This window comes from Flavobacterium tibetense (assembly GCF_003293845.1).
GTDB classification, from domain to species: domain Bacteria; phylum Bacteroidota; class Bacteroidia; order Flavobacteriales; family Flavobacteriaceae; genus Flavobacterium; species Flavobacterium tibetense.
In genome coordinates this window covers 178,967-201,264 of the sequence record NZ_QLST01000001.1, presented here as the reverse complement: position 1 = coordinate 201,264, position 22,298 = coordinate 178,967, and the positions used below count along the sequence as shown (strand labels likewise).

At 33.5% G+C, this 22,298-nt stretch carries 20 protein-coding genes and 1 tRNA gene; 13 read left to right on the top strand and 8 right to left on the bottom strand.

The window, feature by feature from the left end; translation table 11 throughout:
* Nucleotides 1–2 precede the first annotated feature (2 nt).
* From DPN68_RS00990 to serS, 3 genes are all read right to left on the bottom strand, one after another.
* A complete protein-coding gene (locus DPN68_RS00990; protein ID WP_113987715.1) occupies nucleotides 3–1,775 on the bottom strand; it encodes a tetratricopeptide repeat protein in 1,773 nt (590 codons plus the stop codon).
* Nucleotides 1,776–1,870: 95 nt separating this feature from the next.
* A complete protein-coding gene (locus tag DPN68_RS00985; protein WP_113987714.1) occupies nucleotides 1,871–2,389 on the bottom strand; it encodes a DMP19 family protein in 519 nt (172 codons plus the stop codon).
* Between the two features lie 101 nt (nucleotides 2,390–2,490).
* Nucleotides 2,491–3,762, bottom strand: a complete 1,272-nt coding sequence (gene serS / locus DPN68_RS00980; RefSeq protein ID WP_113987713.1) for a serine--tRNA ligase — start codon at nucleotides 3,760–3,762, stop codon at nucleotides 2,491–2,493.
* A 154-nt stretch (nucleotides 3,763–3,916) separates the two neighbouring features.
* Here serS and DPN68_RS00975 point away from each other — a divergent pair, with 154 nt between their 5' ends.
* The 9 genes from DPN68_RS00975 (at nucleotide 3,917) to DPN68_RS00935 (ending at nucleotide 11,439) form a co-directional block, all read left to right on the top strand.
* On the top strand, nucleotides 3,917–5,845 hold the full coding sequence (locus tag DPN68_RS00975; RefSeq protein WP_113987712.1) for a M1 family aminopeptidase: 1,929 nt from the start codon (nucleotides 3,917–3,919) through the stop codon (nucleotides 5,843–5,845).
* Nucleotides 5,846–5,915: 70 nt separating this feature from the next.
* A complete protein-coding gene (rseP, locus tag DPN68_RS00970) occupies nucleotides 5,916–7,241 on the top strand; it encodes an RIP metalloprotease RseP (RefSeq protein WP_239986979.1) in 1,326 nt (441 codons plus the stop codon).
* A 117-nt stretch (nucleotides 7,242–7,358) separates the two neighbouring features.
* Nucleotides 7,359–7,432 (top strand) — tRNA-Asn (locus DPN68_RS00965).
* Between the two features lie 59 nt (nucleotides 7,433–7,491).
* Complete coding sequence (locus DPN68_RS00960) at nucleotides 7,492–7,785, top strand: GIY-YIG nuclease family protein (RefSeq protein ID WP_113987710.1); 294 nt, start codon at nucleotides 7,492–7,494, stop codon at nucleotides 7,783–7,785.
* Nucleotides 7,786–7,956: 171 nt separating this feature from the next.
* Nucleotides 7,957–9,246, top strand: coding sequence for an NAD-dependent succinate-semialdehyde dehydrogenase (locus DPN68_RS00955; RefSeq protein WP_113987709.1), 1,290 nt, complete (start codon nucleotides 7,957–7,959; stop codon nucleotides 9,244–9,246).
* A gap of 74 nt (nucleotides 9,247–9,320) precedes the next feature.
* Nucleotides 9,321–9,743 carry an endonuclease domain-containing protein gene (locus DPN68_RS00950; protein WP_113987708.1) on the top strand — a complete coding sequence of 141 codons (423 nt, stop codon included), beginning with the start codon at nucleotides 9,321–9,323 and terminating at the stop codon, nucleotides 9,741–9,743.
* 63 nt (nucleotides 9,744–9,806) lie between these two features.
* Nucleotides 9,807–10,304, top strand: coding sequence for a nuclear transport factor 2 family protein (locus tag DPN68_RS00945; protein WP_113987707.1), 498 nt, complete (start codon nucleotides 9,807–9,809; stop codon nucleotides 10,302–10,304).
* 97 nt (nucleotides 10,305–10,401) lie between these two features.
* The gene (locus tag DPN68_RS00940) at nucleotides 10,402–10,839 is read left to right on the top strand and encodes a hypothetical protein (RefSeq protein ID WP_113987706.1); all 438 of its coding nucleotides are present in this window, start codon (nucleotides 10,402–10,404) and stop codon (nucleotides 10,837–10,839) included.
* A gap of 18 nt (nucleotides 10,840–10,857) precedes the next feature.
* Nucleotides 10,858–11,439, top strand: a complete 582-nt coding sequence (locus tag DPN68_RS00935; protein ID WP_113987705.1) for a globin family protein — start codon at nucleotides 10,858–10,860, stop codon at nucleotides 11,437–11,439.
* Nucleotides 11,440–11,488: 49 nt separating this feature from the next.
* On the opposite strand, the gene DPN68_RS00930 is transcribed toward DPN68_RS00935, so the two are convergent.
* Nucleotides 11,489–12,445, bottom strand: a complete 957-nt coding sequence (locus tag DPN68_RS00930) for an NAD-dependent epimerase/dehydratase family protein (RefSeq protein ID WP_113987704.1) — start codon at nucleotides 12,443–12,445, stop codon at nucleotides 11,489–11,491.
* 162 nt (nucleotides 12,446–12,607) lie between these two features.
* Here DPN68_RS00930 and DPN68_RS00925 point away from each other — a divergent pair, with 162 nt between their 5' ends.
* The 4 genes from DPN68_RS00925 (at nucleotide 12,608) to DPN68_RS00910 (ending at nucleotide 17,539) form a co-directional block, all read left to right on the top strand.
* Nucleotides 12,608–13,240, top strand: coding sequence for a hypothetical protein (locus DPN68_RS00925; RefSeq protein ID WP_113987703.1), 633 nt, complete (start codon nucleotides 12,608–12,610; stop codon nucleotides 13,238–13,240).
* A gap of 57 nt (nucleotides 13,241–13,297) precedes the next feature.
* Entirely contained in the window at nucleotides 13,298–16,597 is a 3,300-nt protein-coding gene (mfd, locus tag DPN68_RS00920; protein ID WP_239986984.1) for a transcription-repair coupling factor, read from the top strand.
* A gap of 64 nt (nucleotides 16,598–16,661) precedes the next feature.
* The gene (locus DPN68_RS00915; protein ID WP_113987701.1) at nucleotides 16,662–17,180 is read left to right on the top strand and encodes a hypothetical protein; all 519 of its coding nucleotides are present in this window, start codon (nucleotides 16,662–16,664) and stop codon (nucleotides 17,178–17,180) included.
* A 29-nt stretch (nucleotides 17,181–17,209) separates the two neighbouring features.
* Nucleotides 17,210–17,539 carry a hypothetical protein gene (locus DPN68_RS00910; RefSeq protein ID WP_113987700.1) on the top strand — a complete coding sequence of 110 codons (330 nt, stop codon included), beginning with the start codon at nucleotides 17,210–17,212 and terminating at the stop codon, nucleotides 17,537–17,539.
* 297 nt (nucleotides 17,540–17,836) lie between these two features.
* On the opposite strand, the gene DPN68_RS00905 is transcribed toward DPN68_RS00910, so the two are convergent.
* From DPN68_RS00905 to DPN68_RS00890, 4 genes are read right to left on the bottom strand one after another with little or no spacing between them, the layout of a single operon-like run.
* Nucleotides 17,837–19,072: a murein hydrolase activator EnvC family protein gene (locus tag DPN68_RS00905; protein WP_113987858.1), complete on the bottom strand. Its 1,236-nt coding sequence runs from the start codon at nucleotides 19,070–19,072 to the stop codon at nucleotides 17,837–17,839.
* 13 nt (nucleotides 19,073–19,085) lie between these two features.
* Entirely contained in the window at nucleotides 19,086–19,862 is a 777-nt protein-coding gene (locus DPN68_RS00900) for a DUF4292 domain-containing protein (RefSeq protein ID WP_113987699.1), read from the bottom strand.
* A gap of 1 nt (nucleotide 19,863) precedes the next feature.
* Nucleotides 19,864–21,213: a tetratricopeptide repeat protein gene (locus DPN68_RS00895; protein ID WP_113987698.1), complete on the bottom strand. Its 1,350-nt coding sequence runs from the start codon at nucleotides 21,211–21,213 to the stop codon at nucleotides 19,864–19,866.
* A gap of 24 nt (nucleotides 21,214–21,237) precedes the next feature.
* Nucleotides 21,238–22,248: a sugar nucleotidyltransferase gene (locus DPN68_RS00890; RefSeq protein WP_113987697.1), complete on the bottom strand. Its 1,011-nt coding sequence runs from the start codon at nucleotides 22,246–22,248 to the stop codon at nucleotides 21,238–21,240.
* Nucleotides 22,249–22,298: the final 50 nt, after the last annotated feature.

The following is a 22,298-nucleotide window of genomic DNA, read 5'->3' as shown; positions in this document are numbered from 1 at the left end:
ATTTATAAGTTAACATCACCGCGCAAAATTCGGTAATTAATTCTTGAATTGGTGAAATAAATGCTATCGGGATGGTTGAGCACCATTCGTTCGTAAAGTGGTTTCGCTTTTTCGGGTTGGTTCAGTTCAATTCTGTAAATTTCGGCTGAAAAATACAAAGCTTCATCTACAAAAATGCCATCGGCATGATCGGTTAAGATTTTGTTGTAATAATTCAGTGCCAAATCAAACTGTTTTTTTTGTTCGTAAATTTGGGCAATTCGCAATAGTGTGATGTCTTGAATGCTTTCACCTTTGTGTTTTTCTAAAATAGTCAAAAAGGCTTGAAGTGCTTCATCTTTTTTCTTTTGGTACAATTTCAAATCGGCTTTAGCAAATGCGGTTAAAGCAGTTTTAGTGCTATCTTCTACACTATTGTCTTGAATCAGCATAAACAACTCAATAGCATCATTAGCAATTAATAAACTCGACGATTGTTTCAGGTTTTTAACTTGTTGCAAGGTCCATTCGAAATCAGCTTTATAATAATTTGCTTTTGCCATTTTCATGCTGGCTTCGTGTGCTAATTCGTCGTTTTTCAAATTGTCTTCTACTTGCGCATAATACAAAATAGCTTGATTGAATTTTTCATCATACACCATAATATCTGCCAATTCCATTTTAACGGCTGCTGCTTCACGAAGATTTAAAGGTAATTCCAATGTTTTTTGCAATTGCTCAATCGCATTCTTTGGCTGGTTTCTATAAAAAGCTTCAAAGTTTGCTAACAACAATTGCAATTTCAATGAATACGGACTCACGCCAAATTTCTTTACCAATTCTTGTAATTCCAATTGAATTTGCGGATAGTCTTTTGCTGTTGCATTTTCAATTTTCATTTTCATTAAGAAATGATGTGCTTGCATTTGAAGTCCAACATCGCTAGTGTTTTCTAATACGAAAGCTAAAATGGTTTTTGCAGTTTCGTCTTGATTGTCTTCAATAGCCATTTGTGCTAAAGTTACAATTTCGTAGAAACTTTCAGGATTTCTTTTGTAAATAGCGCGCTCTTGAACAAAAGCTTTATCGTATTCTTTTTGTTGTACATAAAACCAACTCAAAAATTGGTTCCAAAAAATATCAGGTGTTTTTTGTGTTCGGATTAACAAAGTTTTTTTAACGTAGGCAGGAAAACTTTCATTGGCATTTTCCATTAAAAATCGGGATAAGAAACTTTGAACTGTTGGAACAAATTCAGGTTTAGCATAAGCGTAATCGAATAATTTATCAATCATTAATTCCACGTTGCCCATTTGCCCTTGTAACAACGCCATTTGGTAATCAAAATTTAGATTTGGATTGAATTTTTGTCCTAATTCATACGCTTTTAGTGCCCAATCTAACAAGGTTTTCTTTTCGAAATTGCTTCCCAATTGATACGCATAATTTGGTTCTTTTTGAATTTCGTCTAAGGCTAATTGGTAGAATTTATTGGCTTTTTCTTGTTGCTTTTGCAATTGATAAATATAGCCTTCTTCTACTAAATAAATTGGTCTTTTTAGTTTCGAATTTTGAGTGTTAATAAACGTAATAGCTTTGTCATATTGTTCCAATTGTTGGTAACAATGAAGTAATTTATCTTCATACAATCGCTTGTTTTTTTCGTATAATTCTTCATACAAAGTTACTGCTTTCTCGAATTCGCCTTTTTCGAAATAATCCAATGCCAATTCCTCATTTTGAGCCGAAACCCAAAACGAGAACAAACAACTGAAAAACAACAACAAACTTTTCATAATCTTTAAAACTTTCAGTCCGAAAGCAAAACTAAATTAATTAACAATTCTAAATCTTTAAAAATGAATTTCTATGAACAAAAAAACTTATTTTATTATTTAAATCGTTCAATATTATTTTTAACATAAGATAATACTAATTCACCAATGTTTTCATCATTACTGTAAAATTCATCTTCTAATAGCTTCCATTTTTCAGATACTTTTAAATCAATAGCAACTAAAATTTCTTGTCTTTTCTCGTTGTCTTTAGGAATCGGATTTTCGGGAAAATGACTGTAAGCTTCTTCAACTATTTTAGCGGTTTTAAATGCTCCAATCTTTTTCAAAGCTTCCAAAGCTTCGATAGCGTAATCTCCACTTGAATTAAAAAAATATTGGTCAAAACCTCCATTATTTATTTCCGCTTCCAAAATTTCTAAATAAAGAAAGTTTATTTCTTCTTCATTCAAATTTTCAAAATCATCGAATGGCTCTGTTTTCTTCCAAAGAATATCGTAAATTGTTAAAATAGATTCTGTTTGATCTTCAATTAATAAAGCTTTTTCTATTTCCGACATCTGATTACAATTGGTTAAAGTAAAAATGAATAAAATATAAATTATTTTTTTCAAGATTCTGCTCAATTTAATTTTGCAAACTATAACAAACAAATAATGTACTAAAGTAACACTTTTTAGTCTACTTTAGTACATCATTATAGTAAGATTAACTTTTAGTTGATAATATCAAATCCCGTATACGGACGCAATACTTCTGGAACCACAATTCCTTCTGGTGTTTGATAATTTTCTAAAATTCCGGCTAAAACTCTTGGTAAGGCTAGCGAACTTCCGTTTAGCGTGTGTGCTAATTGGTTTTTTCCTTCTTTATCTTTAAAACGCAATTTTAAACGGTTCGCTTGGAAAGTTTCAAAATTAGAAACCGAACTAATTTCTAACCAACGTTCTTGCGCAGTAGAATACACTTCAAAATCATACGTTAATGCTGAAGCAAAACTCATATCGCCACCGCATAAACGTAAAATTCTGTATGGTAATTTTAGTTCTTGTAAAATAGTTTTCACATGCTCTACCATTCCGTCTAAAGCTTCATATGATTTTTCTGGATGTTCGATACGAACAATTTCCACCTTATCGAATTGGTGCAAACGATTCAATCCGCGAACGTGAGCGCCATACGAACCCGCTTCACGACGGAAACACGGTGTATAACCCGTACAACAAACTGGCAAATCGCTTTCATTTAATAAAACATCTCTGAAAATATTGGTCACTGGAACTTCCGCCGTTGGAATCAAATACAAATTATCTTCACCTACGAAATACATTTGTCCTTCTTTATCAGGCAATTGTCCCGTTCCAAAACCTGATGCTTCGTTTACTAAATGTGGCACTTGGTATTCTTGGTAACCCGCTTCGGTATTTTTATCTAAGAAATACGTGATTAATGCACGTTGTAATTTGGCACCTTTTCCTTTATATACTGGAAAACCAGCTCCGGTAATTTTTACTCCCAATTCAAAATCAATCAAATCGTATTTTTTTGCCAATTCCCAATGCGGTAAAGCGCCATCAAATAATTTTGGGATATCACCTTCTTGAAAAACATTTAAATTTTCTTCAGGCGTTTTTCCTTCAGGAACAATTTCGGCTGGTAAATTCGGTAATTTGTATAATTCTTCTTGCAATTGATTGGCGTAAGCATTTAAAACTTCGGTCAGTTCTTTGTCTTTATCACGCAATTGCACTGATTTTTCTTTAAGAATTTCAGCTTTGGCTTTTTCGCCGCTTTTCATTAATTCACCAATGTCTTTGGATAGCTTATTGGATTCGGCTTTAATAGTATCTAATTCTACTTGCGTAGCGCGTCTTTTCTCGTCTAAATCAACTACTAATTCAATCAAAGTTGTGGCGTCCAAGTTTTTTTTGGCCAAACGTTTGATTACCTCCTCTTTGTTTTCTCTAATGTAAGCTATTTGTAACATAGTGTAAAAAATTTAAGTGGCAAATTTAAGCAATTTGAAACAAGTTCACCACAAAACCTCTTGAATTAATAAAAAATCGATTTTTAACTAAAAAACCATCAATAATTCTAAAATATTGCGCGTTTTTTATACATTAGCTAAATTTTTATCCCCAATGAAAAACCTTAACCTATTATTCATCCTTTTTATTTCGGTTTTTACCTACGCCCAAACCGAACAAGAGGATTTTGACCAATTGGTAGCAAGCGAAATGAGATCGTCTTCTGCCAACTATGAAGTCTTTGTAAATCCGAACACTTTAAATTATGATGTTACCTATCATGAATTACAATTTACAGTGAATCCAAATGTAACAACACCATACATTGATGGAATTGTAAAAACTACTTTTACCGCTCTTGACGACATGAATTCCATTGTTTTTGATATGGCAACACAGTTAGCTGTTAGCTCAGTGGTTATGAATGGAAGTAATCTAACGTACTCGCAAAGTAATTACCAATTATTTATTGATTTCCCAAGTACAATTACAACAGGAAATAATGCAACAGTTGAAATCACTTATGCTGGTGCTCCACCACAAGCCGAACAAGCCTTTACAAGAACTACTCACAACGGAACTCCAGTTATTTTTACTTTGTCTGAACCATTTGGAGCTAGAGATTGGTGGCCATGCAAACAAGATTTAAATGATAAAATTGATAATATAGACGTTTACATCACTTGCCCATCAACATATATTGGGGTATCAAATGGTTTATTGCTAAATTCTGTGACTTCTGGAGGCAATACAACGCGTCACTTTCAGCATAATTATCCGATTCCCGCTTATTTGATTTCGTTGAATGTGACCAATTATGTGACCTACAATATTCAAAGTGGTTTAGGAACAACAGAAAGTCCTTTTATTCCAATTATCAATTATTTGTATCCTGAAAGCAATACTACTACGGTCCAAAATGCTATCAATCAAACTATTCCCATTTTTAATATTTTCGAAGAAAAATTTGGTCCTTATCCTTACCGAAACGAAATTTATGGTCATGTTCAATTCAGTTATGGTGGCGGAATGGAACACGCTACAATGTCATCAATGGGTGGCTGGAGTCGCGGTTTGATTGCGCATGAATTAGGTCATCAATGGTTTGGAAACCAAGTAACTTGTGGTACTTGGAAAGATATTTGGTTAAACGAAGGCTTAACTGAATATACTGCCGGTATCGCTGTGGAAGAAATGGATGGACCAGCGGCTTTTGTAACTTGGAAAGCAAATAAAATTAACAACATCACATCTCAAACTGGCGGTGCTGTTTATTTAACAGATGCTGAAGCGCAAAATGTAGCTCGAATTTTCAGTAGCCGACTTTCCTACAACAAAGGTTCAATGGTTACACATATGTTGCGCTGGGTAATGGGTGACACCGCCTTTTTTCAAGCTTTAAAAAGCTATTTAAATGATAGCAACCTTTCTTATGGTTATGCCATTACAGATGATTTAGTAGCCCATTTGGAAGCAGAACACGGCGCAAGTTTAACAGAATTTTTTAATGATTGGTTATACAACCAAGGTTACCCTACTTATGATGTTCAAGCTCAAAACTTAGGTGCTGGACAAGTAAGAATTACTTTAAATCAAAACCAATCCCATCCAAGTGTTTCGTTTTTTGAAATGCCGGTTGAAATACGATTATCAGGTTCAGGCGGGCAAACACAAGATGTAGTCTTAAATCATACTTTTAGTGGTGAAGAATTTGTTGTTCCTATTGCTTTTACGGTAAGCAGTGTTACTTTTGACCCCAATCGACATATCATTTCAAGAAACAATACAACGACACTTTCCAATAACAGTTTTGAATTAGAAGAAAGCGTTTACTTGTATCCTAATCCAAGTAACGATTTGGTAACTATTCAAATGCCAACCAATATTTCAATTGAAAAAGTATCTTTTTATAATGCATTGGGACAAAACATACTAACTTCTGTAAACCAAAGCATAAGAACGAATTCAATAGCTAGCGGGATGTATTGGGTTAAAATTGAAACTAGCGAAGGTGTTATTCATAAAAATTTTATAAAAAAATAGTTCCCAAATAAAATAATGATAAAAAGTAAGGTGAAAACCTTACTTTTGTCGTTTAATTAAAATTGTAACAATGATTCAATTAGCACAAATACTTTTTATCCTTTCTGTTTTAGTTATTCTTCATGAATTTGGTCACTACATTACTGCGCGCATGTTTAAAGTTCGTGTGGAAAAATTTTACCTATTTATGGATGCTGGTTTTTCACTTTTGAAGAAAAAAATTGGACATACCGAATGGGGAATTGGATGGCTACCATTGGGCGGCTATGTAAAACTTTCAGGAATGATTGACGAAAGCATGGATACCGAACAAATGAAACAAGAAGCCCAACCATGGGAATTCCGTTCAAAACCGGCATGGCAACGATTGATTATTATGTTAGGTGGAATTATCGTAAATGTTTTGTTGGCATGGTTCATTTACACGGCAATGTATGCTACTGTTGGGAAAAAATACATTTCTACCAAAGTATTACAAGAAAACGGATTGGCATTTGGTGAAGTTGGTCAAAGTGTAGGATTCAAAAATGGCGACAAAATAGTTTCGGTTGATGGGAAATTCCAAGAAAACTTCAACCGTATGACAATGGATATTTTATTCAGTAGCGAAGTTAAAGTAGATAGAAACGGAGAAATTGTTGCTTTAAATTTAACTGATGAACAAATTGGAGAAATTATCAGTAGAGAAGGAAGAAACTTTGTTGCTGCGAGAACCATTGGAAGTGTAATTGATTCTGTAGCTCCTAAATCAAATGCAGAACAAGCAGGATTAAAAAAAGGAGATTCAATCGTTGCTATCAATGGGAAAACGCCTCGTTATTTTGATGAATTTACTGAAGTAGTTAAAGCTAATAAAAAAGGAACAATTTCATTGGTAATTTTAAGAGATAATGCTTTGGATACAATAACTAGTAGAGTATCTGAAGAAGGAACTATTGGAATAACTGTTCCTCAAAAAATTAAAGATGATTTTCTAGTGACCAACAAAATGTCTATTTCGGAAGCTATTCCAGCTGCTGTAAAAGAATCTTGGTCGATGATTGTTTATAATGTAAAAAGTTTTAAACTAATCTTACGTCCATCAACAGGAGCTTACAAACAAGTTAAGAGTCCAGTTGGGATTGCGCGCCAATTACCTGACGAATGGAATTGGGAATTCATTTGGAATTTCACTGCTTTATTCTCTATTGGTTTGGCGTTTATGAATCTATTACCAATACCTGGTTTAGATGGTGGTCATGCCCTATTTACCATTGCAGAAATGATTACTGGTAAAACTTTAAACGATAAAGCAGCAGGTTATGTTCAAACCGCTGGAATGATTATTTTACTGACACTGATGGCATTAACCTTTGGTAAGGATATCATTGAATTAGTCATCGATAAATTATTTTAATTTTTTTTACTATTTTATTTGCAGAAATAAAATTGTGTGTTATATTTGCACTCGCAAAAAGGGTCAAACCTTAGCGAAATAACAAAGACGTTCTTTTAAAAACAAAAATATACAGTTTCCTCCTTAGCTCAGTTGGTTAGAGCATCTGACTGTTAATCAGAGGGTCCTTGGTTCGAGCCCAAGAGGGGGAGCTTTTTAAAAGCCTTTACAGCAATGTAGAGGCTTTTTTTGTTTATATAATCTTATAATAATGGAATTTATAGTTTACATTCTTTATTCAAAAAAACTTAACAAAAATTACATCGGTTTTACTGAAAACCTTAATCAAAGATTAGACTTTCATTTAAATGATGAACAGAGTAGAAAGTTTACTCATAAAGCGGATGACTGGGAATTGATATTTTCAATCGAATGTGAATCAAAAAGTCAAGGTTTAGCCATTGAAAAACACATCAAAGCAATGAAAAGTAAGGTTTACATCGAAAACTTACTACGTTACCCTGAAATGAAATTAAAATTACTTGAAAAACATAAAAGCATCTGACTGTTAATCAGAGTCCCGATAGCTATCGGGATTGGTTCGAGCCCAATGCTTGTGCCGAAATATCGGCAAGGGGGAGCTTTTAAAAAGCCTTTACAGCAATGTAAAGGCTTTTTTGTTTTAACTACTTTTCCTAAAAAAAGTAGTATTTTTAGCTATTCAAAACACAACATAATGAATAGCACACTAGAAATAGCAAAAACTACACAAAAAACTTGGCAAGAAATTTCCATTTCTGAAAGAGTTAAGTGCCTCAAAAATCTTCAAACTATTTTACTTAAAAACAAGGAAACGTACGCTCGCTTAATAACAACAGAAATGCACAAACCCATAACGCAAGCCATTGCTGAAGTGGAGAAATGTACCTTACTATGTGATTATTATCTTCAAAATGCCGATTCGTTTCTGGAACCAAAAAAAATCAATACTAAAAATAGTGAAAGTTATGTTAGCTATGAACCTCTTGGTGTGATTTTAGGTGTGATGCCTTGGAATTTTCCGTTTTGGCAAGTTTTTCGTTTTGCTGTTCCAACTATTACTTCTGGAAATACAGTTGTAGTAAAACACGCTAGTAATGTTCCAAAGTGCGCTACAGTAATTCAAACTATTTTTGAAGAAGCTAGTTTTCCGAAAGGTTGCTACCAAAATTTACCTATTTCAAGTACTGAAGTTGCTAAAATTATTGCCAATCCAATCATTAAAGCCGTTTCTTTAACAGGAAGCGAACAAGCAGGAATTGCAGTAGCATCGGAAGCGGGAAAACATTTAAAAAAATGCGTGTTAGAATTGGGCGGAAATAATGCTTTTATAATCTTAGAAGATGCTAATCTTGAAAAAGCTGTTGGAATAGCCGTAAACGCTAGAATGCAAAATGCTGGACAAAGTTGTATTGCTGCCAAACGATTTCTAGTTCACGAATCAATTCATGATGCTTTTGTTTCCCAATTAAAAGCTGCCGTTGAAAAGCTAAAATCGGGAGATCCATTGAATAATGACACGCAAATTGGTTCATTGGCACGAGTTGATTTAGCGGAAGAATTAGAAATTCAAGTCGGAAAATCTATTGAAATGGGAGCCAAATTACTACTTGGAGGAAACAGAAACGAAGCTTTCTTTGAACCGACAATTCTAACCCAAGTAACTCCTGAAATGCCAGTTTTCAAGGAAGAAACTTTTGGACCAGTTGCAGCAATCACTTCGTTTAAGACGGTTGATGAAGCTATTAGTCTGAGTAATCAATCTGATTTTGGTTTAGGCGTTTCCATTTTCACTCGAAACATTGATTCTATTAAAACAAAAATTTCAGCTTTCAATGAAGGGGCGGTTTTTATTAACGAAATGGTTAAATCTGACCCAAGGTTACCTTTTGGAGGAATTAAAAAATCAGGTTACGGAAGAGAACTAGCCGAAGACGGCATCAAAGAATTTGTTAATGTAAAAACAGTTGTGATTAATAAATTATAATTTAGATGTTTCCCCTCCTTTGGAGGGGTGCCTGAAGGGCGGGGTGGTTTCATAGTTGAACTAAATCAAATATAATGCAAGAAGAAATCTTAACGACAATTCATAACATTCCAATTAAAAGAAACTTTATTTTAAATTTACCTTATAATCCTTCTCTAAAAGATAGAGCTAAGGCGCTTAGAAAAGCCGGTAATTTTTCTGAAGTTGTTTTTTGGAAAGAAGTAAGAAATAAATCGTTTTGGAATATTGATTTTGATAGACAAAGAATTATCGGAAATTACATTGTTGACTTGTATGTAAAAACACTTGGATTAGTTATTGAAATTGATGGAGAAATTCACAATTTTCAAGAAGATTATGACAAAAAAAGAGAATTGTTTCTCAAAAATTTAGGTTTAAGAATTTTTAGAATTTCTACAACAAAAATGAAATATGATACTGAAAACGTAATGAAAGAATTGGAACAATTCATTATTTCAGAATACAGAATAGAATAATTACCACCCCGCCTTTCAGGCACCCCTCGAAAGGAGGGGAAACAAAAAAATTCAAATAAAAACATGAAAAGAACATTCCTAATCCTACTAGCAACACTACTATTCTCCTGCAAACCTTGTGAGAAACAATTGCAATCAGAGAAACAAGTTATTAATTCCGTTTTAGATAATTGGCATGAAGCAGCAGCATCGGCTGACTTTGAAAACTATTTCAATCTCATGACTGACGATGCTATTTTCATTGGAACTGATGCTACAGAAAATTGGAATAAAACTGCATTTCAAGCCTACGCAAAACCGCATTTTGATAAAGGTAAAGCTTGGAGTTTCAAAGCTATTGAGCGAAATGTCTTTTTGGGCAACAATGGAAAAACGGCTTGGTTTGATGAATTATTGGATACACAAATGAAAATTTGCAGAGGTTCAGGTGTTTTGGTGAAAGTAAACGGGAAATGGAAAATCAAACATTATGTACTTTCCATGACTATTCCTAATGATGTTAGCAAAGAAGTCATTCAAATCAAAACAGAAATAGAAAATACCCTCATAAATAAAAAGTAAATTACTCAAATCCTGACTCGTTTCAGGATTTTTTTTGATTCTAAAAACCAAAATCCAATTGATTTCGTAAGTGTAGAAAACAAGAAAATCAAAAACTATGAGAATCAACAAAAAAATTAAAATCTTCTTGGGAAGTGTTTTTGGAATCTTCCTAGTATTATTCATCGTATTAGTGGTGCATATTGCTACTGCAAATCCTGTTCAAGTTGATAATGCAACCTTACAAATTAGCCGAATCGACTTTAAAGAACCTATTGATTCACTAAAAGCAAAAGAAATTCACCGCAATTTAAAAAGCATTCCAGGTGTCAAAACGGATAGATTAAATCCTGAAACTGGCATTTTAGTTTTTTTTCACGACAACCGAATTGCAGACTCAAAATCGATTTATGACCAATTAATTACCAAAGGAAATTATAATGCTGAACGCTTTCTAGTTTCGGAAGAAGTGGGCAAAAAACAAGTTTGTCCCGTAATGAACGAAGACAGCTTTAGTTATAAGTTTTCGAGAGGCATTCAACGAATTTTTAATTAATCCTTAAATATATTTACTATGAAAAAGTTTTCAACAATGGCACTATTTGCCTTATTCATTGGAACTGGTGCATTTTTTACATCATGTAGCGATGATGATGATGCAACACCACAAGAAATGTCGCTCTATCAAAAATTAGGAGGAACAACAATGGTTGCAGATCCAAATAATCCTGGACAAATGATTGAACAAGGGCGTCTTAGCTATCGTTCAGTTGTAGATTCAACCATTACATTAATCGTTAGCGATATTGTAGCTGATGCAAATGGAAATTTAGGTGAACATTTTGCACCAGTTATTTCAGAAGCATTAAGTGGAAACACAACGAATGTTGCTGTTTTGAGTAATAACTTAACCGATTTCTTCTCAGCCAATACTGGTGGAGGCGCAACAAACACTTATTCAGGTTTAAACATGGTTGCAGCTCACGATCCTGCACAAAATCCTAGAATGGGCAAAAAATCTAACAATGCAGAATACGACAAATTTATCGGTTATGTAGGTGCTGCTGCCGGATTAAATGGCGTAACAGACCCAGCTTTAATTGGTGAAGTTGTTGCTGTATTAGAGTCATTAAGAGCTCCTATTGTTCAGGAGTAAGTTTGTTTTTTGTTTTTTAATGAGAAACGCTCCTTCTTGGAGCGTTTTTCTATTTTTTATAAACATGAGTTTTTAAGTTTGTAAACATGTCTTCCGTCATATTTTCTATGGTGAAGTCATTTTGCCAACCCCAATCTGCTCTTGCATAAGAATCATCAATGCTTGCTGGCCAACTATCTGCAATTTTCTGACGAAAATCAGGATTGTAACCAATTGTGAAATCAGGATAATGTTTTTTGATTTCTTCCGCAATTTCTCTTGGTGTAAAACTCATCGCCGATAAATTATATGAAGAACGAATCTTAATTTGTTCTGCTGGCACTTGCATGATTCCAACAGTTGCTTTAATCGCATCGTCCATATACATCATGGGAAGTGCTGAGTTTTCAGATAAAAAACTAGTAAACTTTCCATCTAAAATGGCTTTGTGGTAAATATCAACAGCGTAATCAGTTGTTCCGCCTCCTGGTTCAGTGCTCCAACTAATCAAACCTGGATAACGAATACTTCTTACATCAACTCCATATTGCTTGAAATAGTATTCGCACCATCTTTCGCCTGTTTGTTTTGAAATCCCATAAACAGTTGATGGTTCCATTACGGTATATTGTGGTGTGTTTTCTCTTGGTGTTGTTGGTCCAAAAACCGCAATACTCGATGGCCAAAAGATTTTTTTAATCTTTCCTGCTTTAGCAATGTTTAAAACATGAAACAACGAATTCATATTCAAATCCCAAGCGAAGGCAGGGTTTTTCTCGGCTGTTGCAGACAATAAAGCTGCCATTAAATATACATCGGTAATTTCGTATTTTTCAATTAAATACTCGATTTGGTTGTAATCTAATGCATTTAAGACTTCGAAAATACCGTTTTTAACCACGTCATTTTCTAATTTTCGTATATCGGAAGCCACTACATTTTCAACGCCATAAGTTGCTCGTAGTTTAGCTGTTAATTCAGTTCCAATTTGCCCGCAAGCTCCAATGATTAAAACTTTTGTATCCATTTAGTAGGTTAATTTGATACGCAAATATAATATTTTCACTCCTACAATTGAACGTCTGAATTGTTTTTTAACTTCACCTTTTGAAATTGTTGTTAAGAATTTAACCAAAAGCGGGTTTCTTGCACAAACATTTGTATTTTTGTTCTTATTTTCAATTCCAAAATGAAACAATTACTCTATTTTATTCTCGCTTGTGTGCTTTTGGTAAGTTGCAATGATTTTGATGAGCAAGCCAAAGAAGCCGAAAAATTAGCGCAAAAAAACGAATTGGTTTTTCAAAATATTTCCAAAAAATGGAACTTCAACTTTCCGCAAGCCCAACCTGAAATCGAAAAAGTGTTACTTTCTTGGAACGAATGGCAACAGTTTCAAAAAGAAATGCAACAAAATCCAAAGACGTCCTTGTTGGCCTTCCAAATGAAAGTAAAAAATGTAAGCGGAAAAGCAGATACTTTGGTAGTAACTGTACCAGAAAAATACAATTCACCACAAGTGCGTAGTCGTTTAATTACCTTGAATACCAAAATTAAATCGTTAGATACTTTTATTCATTTACAAGATATTCCAGAAAAAAGAGTGATTCAATTGATTGAAGAAATCAACACAGAAATTAACGGTGTTTACAAACAATGGAACGAAATTGTAATCAAAGCTGCCATTCCAAAAGAAATTGGTGAAGACGAAATGATTCGTGCTTTGGACACTACAAGAAATGCTAATTCCAAATTAATGGAAGAAAAAATGGAATTAGATAGTCCAAATCCTCCAAAAAATAAAAGCAAACAACAAAAATAGCAATCTTTGAAGGCTTCTAATATTTCTCAAAAATACCAAAAAAACACTACGGTAAAACTGCTTAGTGATGCACTTGCGACTCGACCCAAACTTTTTGTTTCAGGTTTAGTAGGTTCTTCATTGTCATTTGTAATTGAAGCGGTTTTTCAAAAAACGGAACTTCCTATTTTATTACTTTTTAACGATAAGGAAGAAGCTGCTTACTATTTGAACGATTTGGAACAACTCATCAACGACCAAGATGTTTTGTTTTATCCAGGTTCTTATCGCCGACCGTATCAAATTGAAGAAACTGATAATGCGAATATTCTATTACGTGCCGAAGTTTTAAATCGAATCAATTCAAGAAAAAAACCAGCCATTATTGTTTCGTATACCGATGCTATTTTTGAAAAAGTAGTAACCCGAAAAGAATTGGAAAAAAACACGCTAAAACTTTCGGTTAACGAAGCGGTTTCTATCGATTTTATTAATGAAACTTTATTCGAATACAACTTCAAACGCGTAGATTTTGTAACAGAACCTGGCGAATTTTCGGTTCGTGGTGGAATTGTGGATGTGTTTTCCTTTTCCAATGATCATCCGTACCGCATTGAATTTTTTGGAAATGAAGTGGATAGCATTCGAAGTTTTGATGTGGAAACCCAACTTTCAGTTGAAAAACTAAAGAAAATCAGCATCATGCCGAATGTGGAAAACAAAATGCTACAAGAAAGCAGAGAAAGTTTCCTGAATTACATCAACGAAAAAACCGTTTTAGTCATTCAAAATACCGAATTACTAGGCAAAAATCTAAATAAATTATTCGATAAAGCTACTGAAGCTTTTGGAAAATTATCTTCCGATATCAAACATGCGCAACCTGAAGAATTGTTTCTGAATGAAGCCCAATTTCTGAAACGTGCTTTGGATTTTTCAGTAATTGAACTGAATAGCCCTATTTTTAAATCGGAGAAAACGTTTACTTTCCAAATTCAACCGCAGCCTTCTTTTAATAAGCAATTCGACTTATTGCTGAACAATTTAGGCGAAAATCATTTCAACGGAATTACCAATTATTTGTTTTGTTCCAATGAAAATCAGGCGAATCGTTTCCATGATATTTTCGAAGATATCGATGAAGAAAACCATGAAAGTATTCGTAAGCAATATAAGACATTGGTTTTTCCTTTATACCAAGGTTTTGTCGATTTAGAAAACCAAATTGCTTGTTATACCGACCATCAAATTTTTGAACGTTACCATAAATTTTCGATTAAAAACGGGTATTCCAAAAAGCAAACCATTACGCTAAAAGAACTGAATTCATTAACCGTAGGCGATTATGTAACGCATATTGATCATGGCATTGGAAAATTTGGCGGTTTACAAAAAATTGAAGTCGAAGGTAAAAAACAAGAAGCCATCAAACTAGTTTATGCCGATAACGATATTGTGTATGTGAGCATTCATTCGCTACATAAGATTTCGAAATACAACGGTAAAGACGGAACACCACCAAAAATATACAAACTAGGAAGTGGCGCTTGGAAAGCTTTAAAACAAAAAACCAAAGCACGAGTAAAACACATTGCGTTCAATCTGATTCAGTTGTATGCGAAACGTCGCTTGGATAAAGGTTTTGCCTTTGCTCCCGATAGTTATTTGCAAAAAGAATTAGAAAGTTCGTTCATTTATGAAGATACGCCAGACCAAATCACAGCCACACTCGATGTAAAAATGGATATGGAAAGCGATCGCCCGATGGATCGATTGGTTTGTGGTGATGTTGGTTTTGGAAAAACAGAAGTTGCCATTCGTGCTGCCTTTAAAGCCGTTGACAATAGCAAACAAGTAGCTATTTTAGTACCAACAACCATTTTAGCTTACCAACATTTCCGAACGTTTTCTGAGCGTTTGAAAGATATGCCAGTAAAAATTGATTACCTGAATCGTTTTAGAACAGCGAAACAAAAAGCGGCTATTTTGCAGGAATTGGAAGAAGGAAAATTGGATATTTTAATTGGTACGCATCAATTGGTGAATAAAAATGTAAAGTTCAAAGATTTGGGCTTATTGATAATTGACGAAGAACAGAAATTTGGTGTAAACGTAAAAGACAAACTCAAAGCTATCTCTACAACGGTTGATACATTGACCTTAACGGCTACTCCAATTCCTAGAACCTTACAATTTTCATTGATGGCGGCTCGGGATTTATCGGTAATTACAACGCCACCGCCTAATCGTTATCCAATTGAAACACAGGTGGTTGGTTTTAACGAAGAAATTATTCGCGATGCGATTTCTTATGAAATTGAGCGTGGCGGACAAGTGTATTTCATTAACAACCGCATTGAAAATATCAAAGAAGTTGCTGGAATGATTCAACGATTAGTGCCTAATGCAAAAGTAGGTATCGGTCATGGGCAACTTGACGGCAAGAAATTGGAAGAATTAATGTTGGCGTTTATGGAAGGTGAATTTGATGTTTTAGTAGCCACCACCATTATCGAAAGTGGTTTAGATGTTCCCAATGCGAATACGATTTTTATTAATAATGCCAATAACTTTGGATTGTCTGATTTGCACCAAATGCGGGGTCGTGTGGGAAGAAGTAACAAGAAAGCGTTCTGTTATTTCATTACACCGCCGTATTCTGCGATGACGGAAGAAGCTAGAAAACGTATTCAAGCCTTGACTCAATTTAGTGAATTGGGAAGTGGTTTTAATATTGCCATGAAAGATTTGGAAATTCGTGGTGCTGGGGATTTATTAGGTGGCGAACAAAGCGGTTTTATCAATGAAATTGGTTTTGAAACTTACCAAAAAATCATGAACGAAGCCATTGAAGAACTAAAAGAAAACGAGTTCAAAGACTTGTACCAAGACGAAAACGACAACGAAACTAAAGAATACGTAAAAGACCTGCAAATTGATACCGATTACGAAATTCTGTTCCCAGATGATTACATCAACAACATTACAGAACGCTTGAATTTGTACAATGAATTAAGCCAAATTAAAGACGAAGCTACTTTACAACAATTTGAACAAAAACTGATTGACCGCTTTGGTGCATTGCCAAAACCAGCAATTGCGTTACTAAATTCAGTTAGAATTAAATGGAAAGCAACGGCTATTGGTTTAGAAAAAGTGGTAATCAAACAAGGAAAAATGGTTGGTTATTTCATTAGCGACCAACAAAGTGATTTTTACCAAACCAGCCGATTTATGAAGGTATTACAGTTTGTACAACAAAACGGCAACCTCTGTAAAATGAAAGAGAAAGAAACCAAAAACGGCTTGCGTTTGTTATTGACTTTTGAGAATGTGAAAAGTATTAATAAGGCGTTGGAGTTGTTGGAGGGGATTTAGGGGTTTATATTAAGTTAAAAATCTTCAATCCTTATTAAGTTTATAAATTTATAAAGATATTACCATGTCAAATTCATTATACTTATTTAAATGTACAATAATTTTGAGTTTAACTATTTTATTTGGTTGCTCAAATAAAATTGAAAGTAAATCAATTAAGGAAGACACTATAAAAATTAACAATGATAGTTTAGTTCAAAAAACAGACACAATTATTGGATACATTGTCAAATATGATTTTGATAGAAACAATAATAAAAGACATGGAATTTTTGAATCATTTTTCTTTGAAAATGGGAAAGTTTTATCCAAAGCTTGTAAAGCAAATTATGAAAATGGAATTTTAAAAGGAAAATTGGAATTTTATGACGAAAGTGAAAAAATCATAACTAAATATGAAGATATAAAGTATGATGCTAAATCAAAAACTTACTCAGCAAAAATATTTGTTTATGACAAAAATTATAAACTTAAAGAAGAAGGGTTTGTAACAACAACAGATGAACTAGATTTTTCTCCGATTTTTGATGACGCAAGTTGTTGTTTTGATAAAATTAACTTGAGTGAATGGAAGTATTATTAAGATTTCACTATTGATTTATTGTAAAAAAAATGTTTGAAAACCTAAATAATTCAAAAAAAGTAAAAGTAACAACATATGTTTGCTTGGCATTTATTTCACTTTTTATTCTAGCCACTTTTGCTCAATATTATTCTATGAAATTAAAGCTTCAAAACCCCTTAATTCCTGAAGAATTAAAAGAAATGGTTGTAAATCCTTATCTAAAAAAGGGAATTGTTATGCTAGTAACTACTTTAGGTGTTTTAATTTTACAAAGTTTTAAAAAACATTTTTTTGCATTGTTAGTAGCTCTTGGAATAATTATATTTTTCCTGCTTTCAAAACACTACATTGGTGGATGGCATACTGAGATAAGTTAATGAAAAAAAACTCAAATTTCTCACAGCATTGTTAACGCCTTCAGACCTGACAGGTTTTTGAAACCTGTCAGGTCTCGTTCTAAAGAAAGTTTATTTATTTTGAAATAGATTGTGGGCACGGAATGCAATTCCGCGATATCGTTGTGATAATGAAAAAACAATATGAAAAGTGTTTTGAAGAAGATTGCGGGCACAGAATACAATTCTGCGCTATCGACCGAAAAGGTAAAAGCTAATTAAAAACAAAAAGACCTGACAGCTTAAAACTATCAGGTCTTTTCATTTAAACCTTAAAAACTACATATTTGCTAACCACAATTCTGGGTTTAAGGTGTCAACGTTTTGTGTGATTATAAACTTGATAATGGCTTTACCTGAAGCATCAGTGGCAATTCTACCTAGATTTTGCTTGAAAGAAACTTTATCACCAATTCTAACATTTACGGTTTCTAAATTTTGATAGATAGTAACAAAATCTCCATGTCGAACATAAACCATTTTTCTGTTTGTTCCTTTGATTAACTGAATTTGCAATACTTCGCCTTCAAAAACAGCTCTAGCATTACTACCACTTTCCGTTGCAATTTCAACACCACTATTATTAATGGTAAGATTTCTTTCCGTTGGATGCGGTCTAACGCCAAATTTATTGTACACATAGCCTTTTTCTACTGGCCAAGGCAACTTCCCTTTATTCGATTTGAAATTATCGGATACAATTTTTCCTTCTGGTGTTAACACAAATTTTGAACTTGCTGTTGCCGTTGGTGTTTTTACTCCTGTTTTTGCTGCGTTTTTACGGTTGGCTTCGGCAATGGCTTCGGCAAGTAATTTCTTTATTTGGGCATCAATTGCTTTAGCTTCTTTTTGTTTTTTGTTGATATCTGCCGCGTATTTTTTCTTATCTTTTTGAATCAGTTTTACCAGTTTTTCTTGTTCTTGCTTTTGGATTTCCAATTCTTTTTTCTCGGCTTCGCTTTCGGCTAATACTTTCTGCTTTTCTTTTTTTCCGGCTTCTAAACGCGTTACCGCTTGTTTCAAACTTTCTTGCTTTTCTTGAATTTCATCGCCTTGCATTTTTCTGAAGCCAGCATATTGCTTCATGTATTGAATGCGCTTGTAAGCTTGTAGGAAATTTTGGGAAGAAAGTACAAACATGACGCGACTTTGATCGTTTCTGCTTTTATAAGATTTTACAATCATTTTTGCGTAATCTTCTTTTAAAACATTTAGTTCGCGATTTAATTTATTGATTTCTAATTGGGTCAAATAAATATCGTCATCTAATAGACGCATTTGTTTCGCTGTTGTACTAATCAATTTTTCGCTTAATCGAATGCGTACTTTTTGCGCTGAAATTTCATTTAAAACCGATTTTTCCTTTTTAGTTTCGTTTTGCAATAATTTCTTGAAAGTAGCAATTTCCTTTTGAATCTGCTGCTTTTGCTCTTCTAATTGACGTTGCTTATCAGAAGGTTGCGCGATACCCAAAGTGAATGCTAATAAAAAAAGGAGTACGAAACTTTTATTCATTGTTACTTTCAAATTAATGCGATTTATTGATAGTTACTTCTTCAAATCCGTCTGGAATACTGAACGAATAACTTAATTTTTCGTCAAAGGTAATATTCTTATAGATTAAATCAATTTTTACTTCCTTTTCTTGTTGGGCATTGATGGAAATTTCATTAGGTAAAAACATGCCGTTCTGTTTTCCATGCGATGGATATTGAATTTCTAATTTACGGTTTTCGTTCTTTTGCGCGATAATAGCTTTCTTTATCAAGAAATTTGCTGCTTCAAAATAAAATTCTTTGGAAGTATTAGTTTTGCTTTTTTCGGTTAATTGGTATAAATTATTTTGAATTTTAGCCGTATATTGTCCTTTTGATAAATCATCGATGGCATTACCAATTAATAAATTTTGCAACTTTTGGAAATCCAAATCGGTTCCTAACCAATTACTCAATACATCAAAATTTCCTTCGAAATAGGTGTTGTTGATTTTCTCGTAGTAACTTACTTTTTCAGGAGTTATTTTGGCTTTGGCAACAGGAAAACCAAGTAATTTTACGTTAATCCAAATGATTTCATCTTTCTTGATGCGAATATCAGCCGAAACCGTTTGCATATTTTTTTCATCTCTGTATTTTGCCGTTGCACGAATGTTGAGCGATTCAAAATTTTTCTCATTATCGTAATGCGATTGAATTACTTTAGTGGCAGCCATTGCTTCATTAGCCGATAATTCCGCGACTCCTTTTTTGGCTTTACATCCTATTAAAACTATGGTAAGTACTACAAAAGCAGCTATTTTTTTCATTTTATTTCTTTTTGACTAAGAGTTCTGCTTTTTTCAAATACTCGTCTCTTTTTTTGGTGTTTTTGTTAGCATCGTGTGCTTGACTCAATTGAATTAAAAATTGGTATTCCAATTCTGGGTTTTCAATAACAAAATCCAAGCCAGTTTCTAAAATAGTAATCGCTTCTTTGTATTTAGCAGTTTTATTTAGTGCAAATCCTGCATAGTAATACAAATTGGCTTGTGTTGGAAAAAAATCAATAAATACTTTCGCACGATTGGCCACCGCATCATAGTCATTAGCATTTACAAAATTATCTAGCAAAAGTGTCATCGTTTCAAAATCATTTGGATTGTTCATCAACGATTTTTCTAGATACAAATTGGTTTGTTGCACGTTCTTTTTGTTGAAGAAAAACTTCCCAACTTCTTTAGCCACATCAATAGTTTTATCATCAACCAAATAATCAACCGCAGTGCTTAATTTATCGAAATAATTATTGGTCTTATTCACGTAAATGAGAAATTCATTCAACATACGATGTTTGATTTTGACATCAATTTTGGTGTTTCGAAATACTTTAAATAACGATTCTGAAGCTTTATCGCCTAGGTTTTCTTGCAAATAAAACTTGAACAAACTAATTTGCGCCCAATCCGAACTTGGAATTTCTTCTGCTAATTTTTGAGCCACTTCAAACGCTTTGTCTTCTTGATTGTTTCTGGAATAATACAACATCAAATCAATGTACAACTGTTCGTCTTGTGGATTATTTTTAATCGCTTGCTCTAATTCTTCTTTTTGGTTTTGCGAATTGATATTGGTATTTAATATTCGTAATTTGTAATATTCCATCATTTCTGATAAAACTGCTGTGCTTTCAATTTCTCTAATCACTTGAAGCGCTTTATCATGTTGGTTCGTATACATATACAAGGAAACCAAATCTTCCCGCATATTTACATCAAAAGCAACCAGTTTTTGAACAATCGGAATCGATTTTTGGAAGTTTTTGGTTTGGTAATAGACATCGTACAAACCGTTTAAGAACCAACGATTGGTTTTGTCTAAATCAACTGCTTTTTGAAAGGCAACTTCAGCTTCGTTATAGCGTTTTAAATCCAATAAATTTTTACCCAATTCATGATGAAAAACCGGATTTTTATCGTCTTTTTGAATACATTTCTCAATGGCAATTACTGCTTTGTCATAATTTTCGATAGCACGTTGTTTGAGCGCTTCATAAAAATCATTTTCCAAAGCATCATCAACAATAGCAATTTCATCTGGATTTTCTTGAGCATAGGTCGTGAATTGCATTCCAAAGGAAAACAACATTACAAATACAATTTGAATTATTTTTCTATTCATTTTCTGACCTATTTCAACTGTTTTTTACTCTAAAACCGAATAATCTCCAATACTAATATTGGTAAAATTACCATCAAAACTCGCGTGATTTCCTATCATGGCGTTGTCTAGTTTGGCGTTTTTGATAGTAGCATTGGTTTGGATTAAACTATTGGTAATCGTGCTATTTTCAACTTTACAATTATTTCCTAATGATACATTTGGTCCAATGGTACAATTTTTCAACACTACATTTTCACCAATATAACAAGGTGGAATTATCGTTGCATTTTCATTGGTAATAGAACTAGCCACTAAATTTTCTCCATCTTGATGCAAGAAACCTAACATTCTACCATTGGTTTCAACCGTAACATTTTTATTCCCGCAGTCCATCCATTCATCTACTTTACCTGGAACAAATTTCATGCCTTTTTCCATCATTTGTTTGATTCCGTCATTGATTTGGTATTCGCCACCGTGAATGATGTTGTTATCCAATACCAATTGCAATTCGTTTTTCAATACCGCAATGTCTTTGAAATAGTAAATTCCAATTACCGCCAAATCAGAAACGAATTCTTTTGGTTTTTCTACCAATTCAATGATTTCGCCATTGGCATTTAAGTTAACCACTCCAAAAGCTTCTGGTTGATCTACTTGTTTTACCCAAATTACGCTATCCGCTGAAGTATCCAAATCGAAATCCGCACGAATTAACGTATCCGCATAAGCGATTACCGCAGGCCCACTCAAAGAATCTTTAGCACACATAATCGCATGACCCGTTCCAAGAGCTTCATTTTGGTAATAAATAGTTCCTTTTGCTCCTAACTTTTCAGCAATCGCAATTAAATCAGTTTCTACTTGTTGGCCAAAGCTTTCATGAATTATAAACGCAACTTCATCAATTTTCTGATTTAAAACTTTCGCAATATCTTCTACCAAACGATGTACAATTGGTTTTCCCGCAATTGGAATTAATGGTTTTGGAATGGTTAATGTATGTGGGCGAAGACGTGAACCACGACCTGCCATTGGTACTATTATTTTCATTTACTATTTTTTTTTAAACGCAAAGCTCGCAAAGGTTTTTCGCAAAGTTC

What these genes read in the sequence shown, in the direction of transcription:
- DPN68_RS00925 (WP_113987703.1), top strand. Translation starts at nt 12,608, where the DNA reads ATGAAACAATTACTCTATTTTATTCTCGCTTGTGTGCTTTTGGTAAGT.
- DPN68_RS00900 (WP_113987699.1), bottom strand. Translation starts at nt 19,862, where the DNA reads ATGAAAAAAATAGCTGCTTTTGTAGTACTTACCATAGTTTTAATAGGA.
- DPN68_RS00930 (WP_113987704.1), bottom strand. Translation starts at nt 12,445, where the DNA reads ATGGATACAAAAGTTTTAATCATTGGAGCTTGCGGGCAAATTGGAACT.
- rseP (WP_239986979.1), top strand. Translation starts at nt 5,916, where the DNA reads ATGATTCAATTAGCACAAATACTTTTTATCCTTTCTGTTTTAGTTATT.
- DPN68_RS00935 (WP_113987705.1), top strand. Translation starts at nt 10,858, where the DNA reads ATGAAAAAGTTTTCAACAATGGCACTATTTGCCTTATTCATTGGAACT.
- DPN68_RS00890 (WP_113987697.1), bottom strand. Translation starts at nt 22,248, where the DNA reads ATGAAAATAATAGTACCAATGGCAGGTCGTGGTTCACGTCTTCGCCCA.
- DPN68_RS00960 (WP_113987710.1), top strand. Translation starts at nt 7,492, where the DNA reads ATGGAATTTATAGTTTACATTCTTTATTCAAAAAAACTTAACAAAAAT.
- DPN68_RS00950 (WP_113987708.1), top strand. Translation starts at nt 9,321, where the DNA reads ATGCAAGAAGAAATCTTAACGACAATTCATAACATTCCAATTAAAAGA.
- DPN68_RS00990 (WP_113987715.1), bottom strand. Translation starts at nt 1,775, where the DNA reads ATGAAAAGTTTGTTGTTGTTTTTCAGTTGTTTGTTCTCGTTTTGGGTT.
- DPN68_RS00955 (WP_113987709.1), top strand. Translation starts at nt 7,957, where the DNA reads ATGAATAGCACACTAGAAATAGCAAAAACTACACAAAAAACTTGGCAA.
- serS (WP_113987713.1), bottom strand. Translation starts at nt 3,762, where the DNA reads ATGTTACAAATAGCTTACATTAGAGAAAACAAAGAGGAGGTAATCAAA.
- DPN68_RS00905 (WP_113987858.1), bottom strand. Translation starts at nt 19,072, where the DNA reads ATGAATAAAAGTTTCGTACTCCTTTTTTTATTAGCATTCACTTTGGGT.
- DPN68_RS00915 (WP_113987701.1), top strand. Translation starts at nt 16,662, where the DNA reads ATGTCAAATTCATTATACTTATTTAAATGTACAATAATTTTGAGTTTA.
- DPN68_RS00945 (WP_113987707.1), top strand. Translation starts at nt 9,807, where the DNA reads ATGAAAAGAACATTCCTAATCCTACTAGCAACACTACTATTCTCCTGC.
- DPN68_RS00940 (WP_113987706.1), top strand. Translation starts at nt 10,402, where the DNA reads ATGAGAATCAACAAAAAAATTAAAATCTTCTTGGGAAGTGTTTTTGGA.
- DPN68_RS00975 (WP_113987712.1), top strand. Translation starts at nt 3,917, where the DNA reads ATGAAAAACCTTAACCTATTATTCATCCTTTTTATTTCGGTTTTTACC.
- DPN68_RS00910 (WP_113987700.1), top strand. Translation starts at nt 17,210, where the DNA reads ATGTTTGAAAACCTAAATAATTCAAAAAAAGTAAAAGTAACAACATAT.
- DPN68_RS00895 (WP_113987698.1), bottom strand. Translation starts at nt 21,213, where the DNA reads ATGAATAGAAAAATAATTCAAATTGTATTTGTAATGTTGTTTTCCTTT.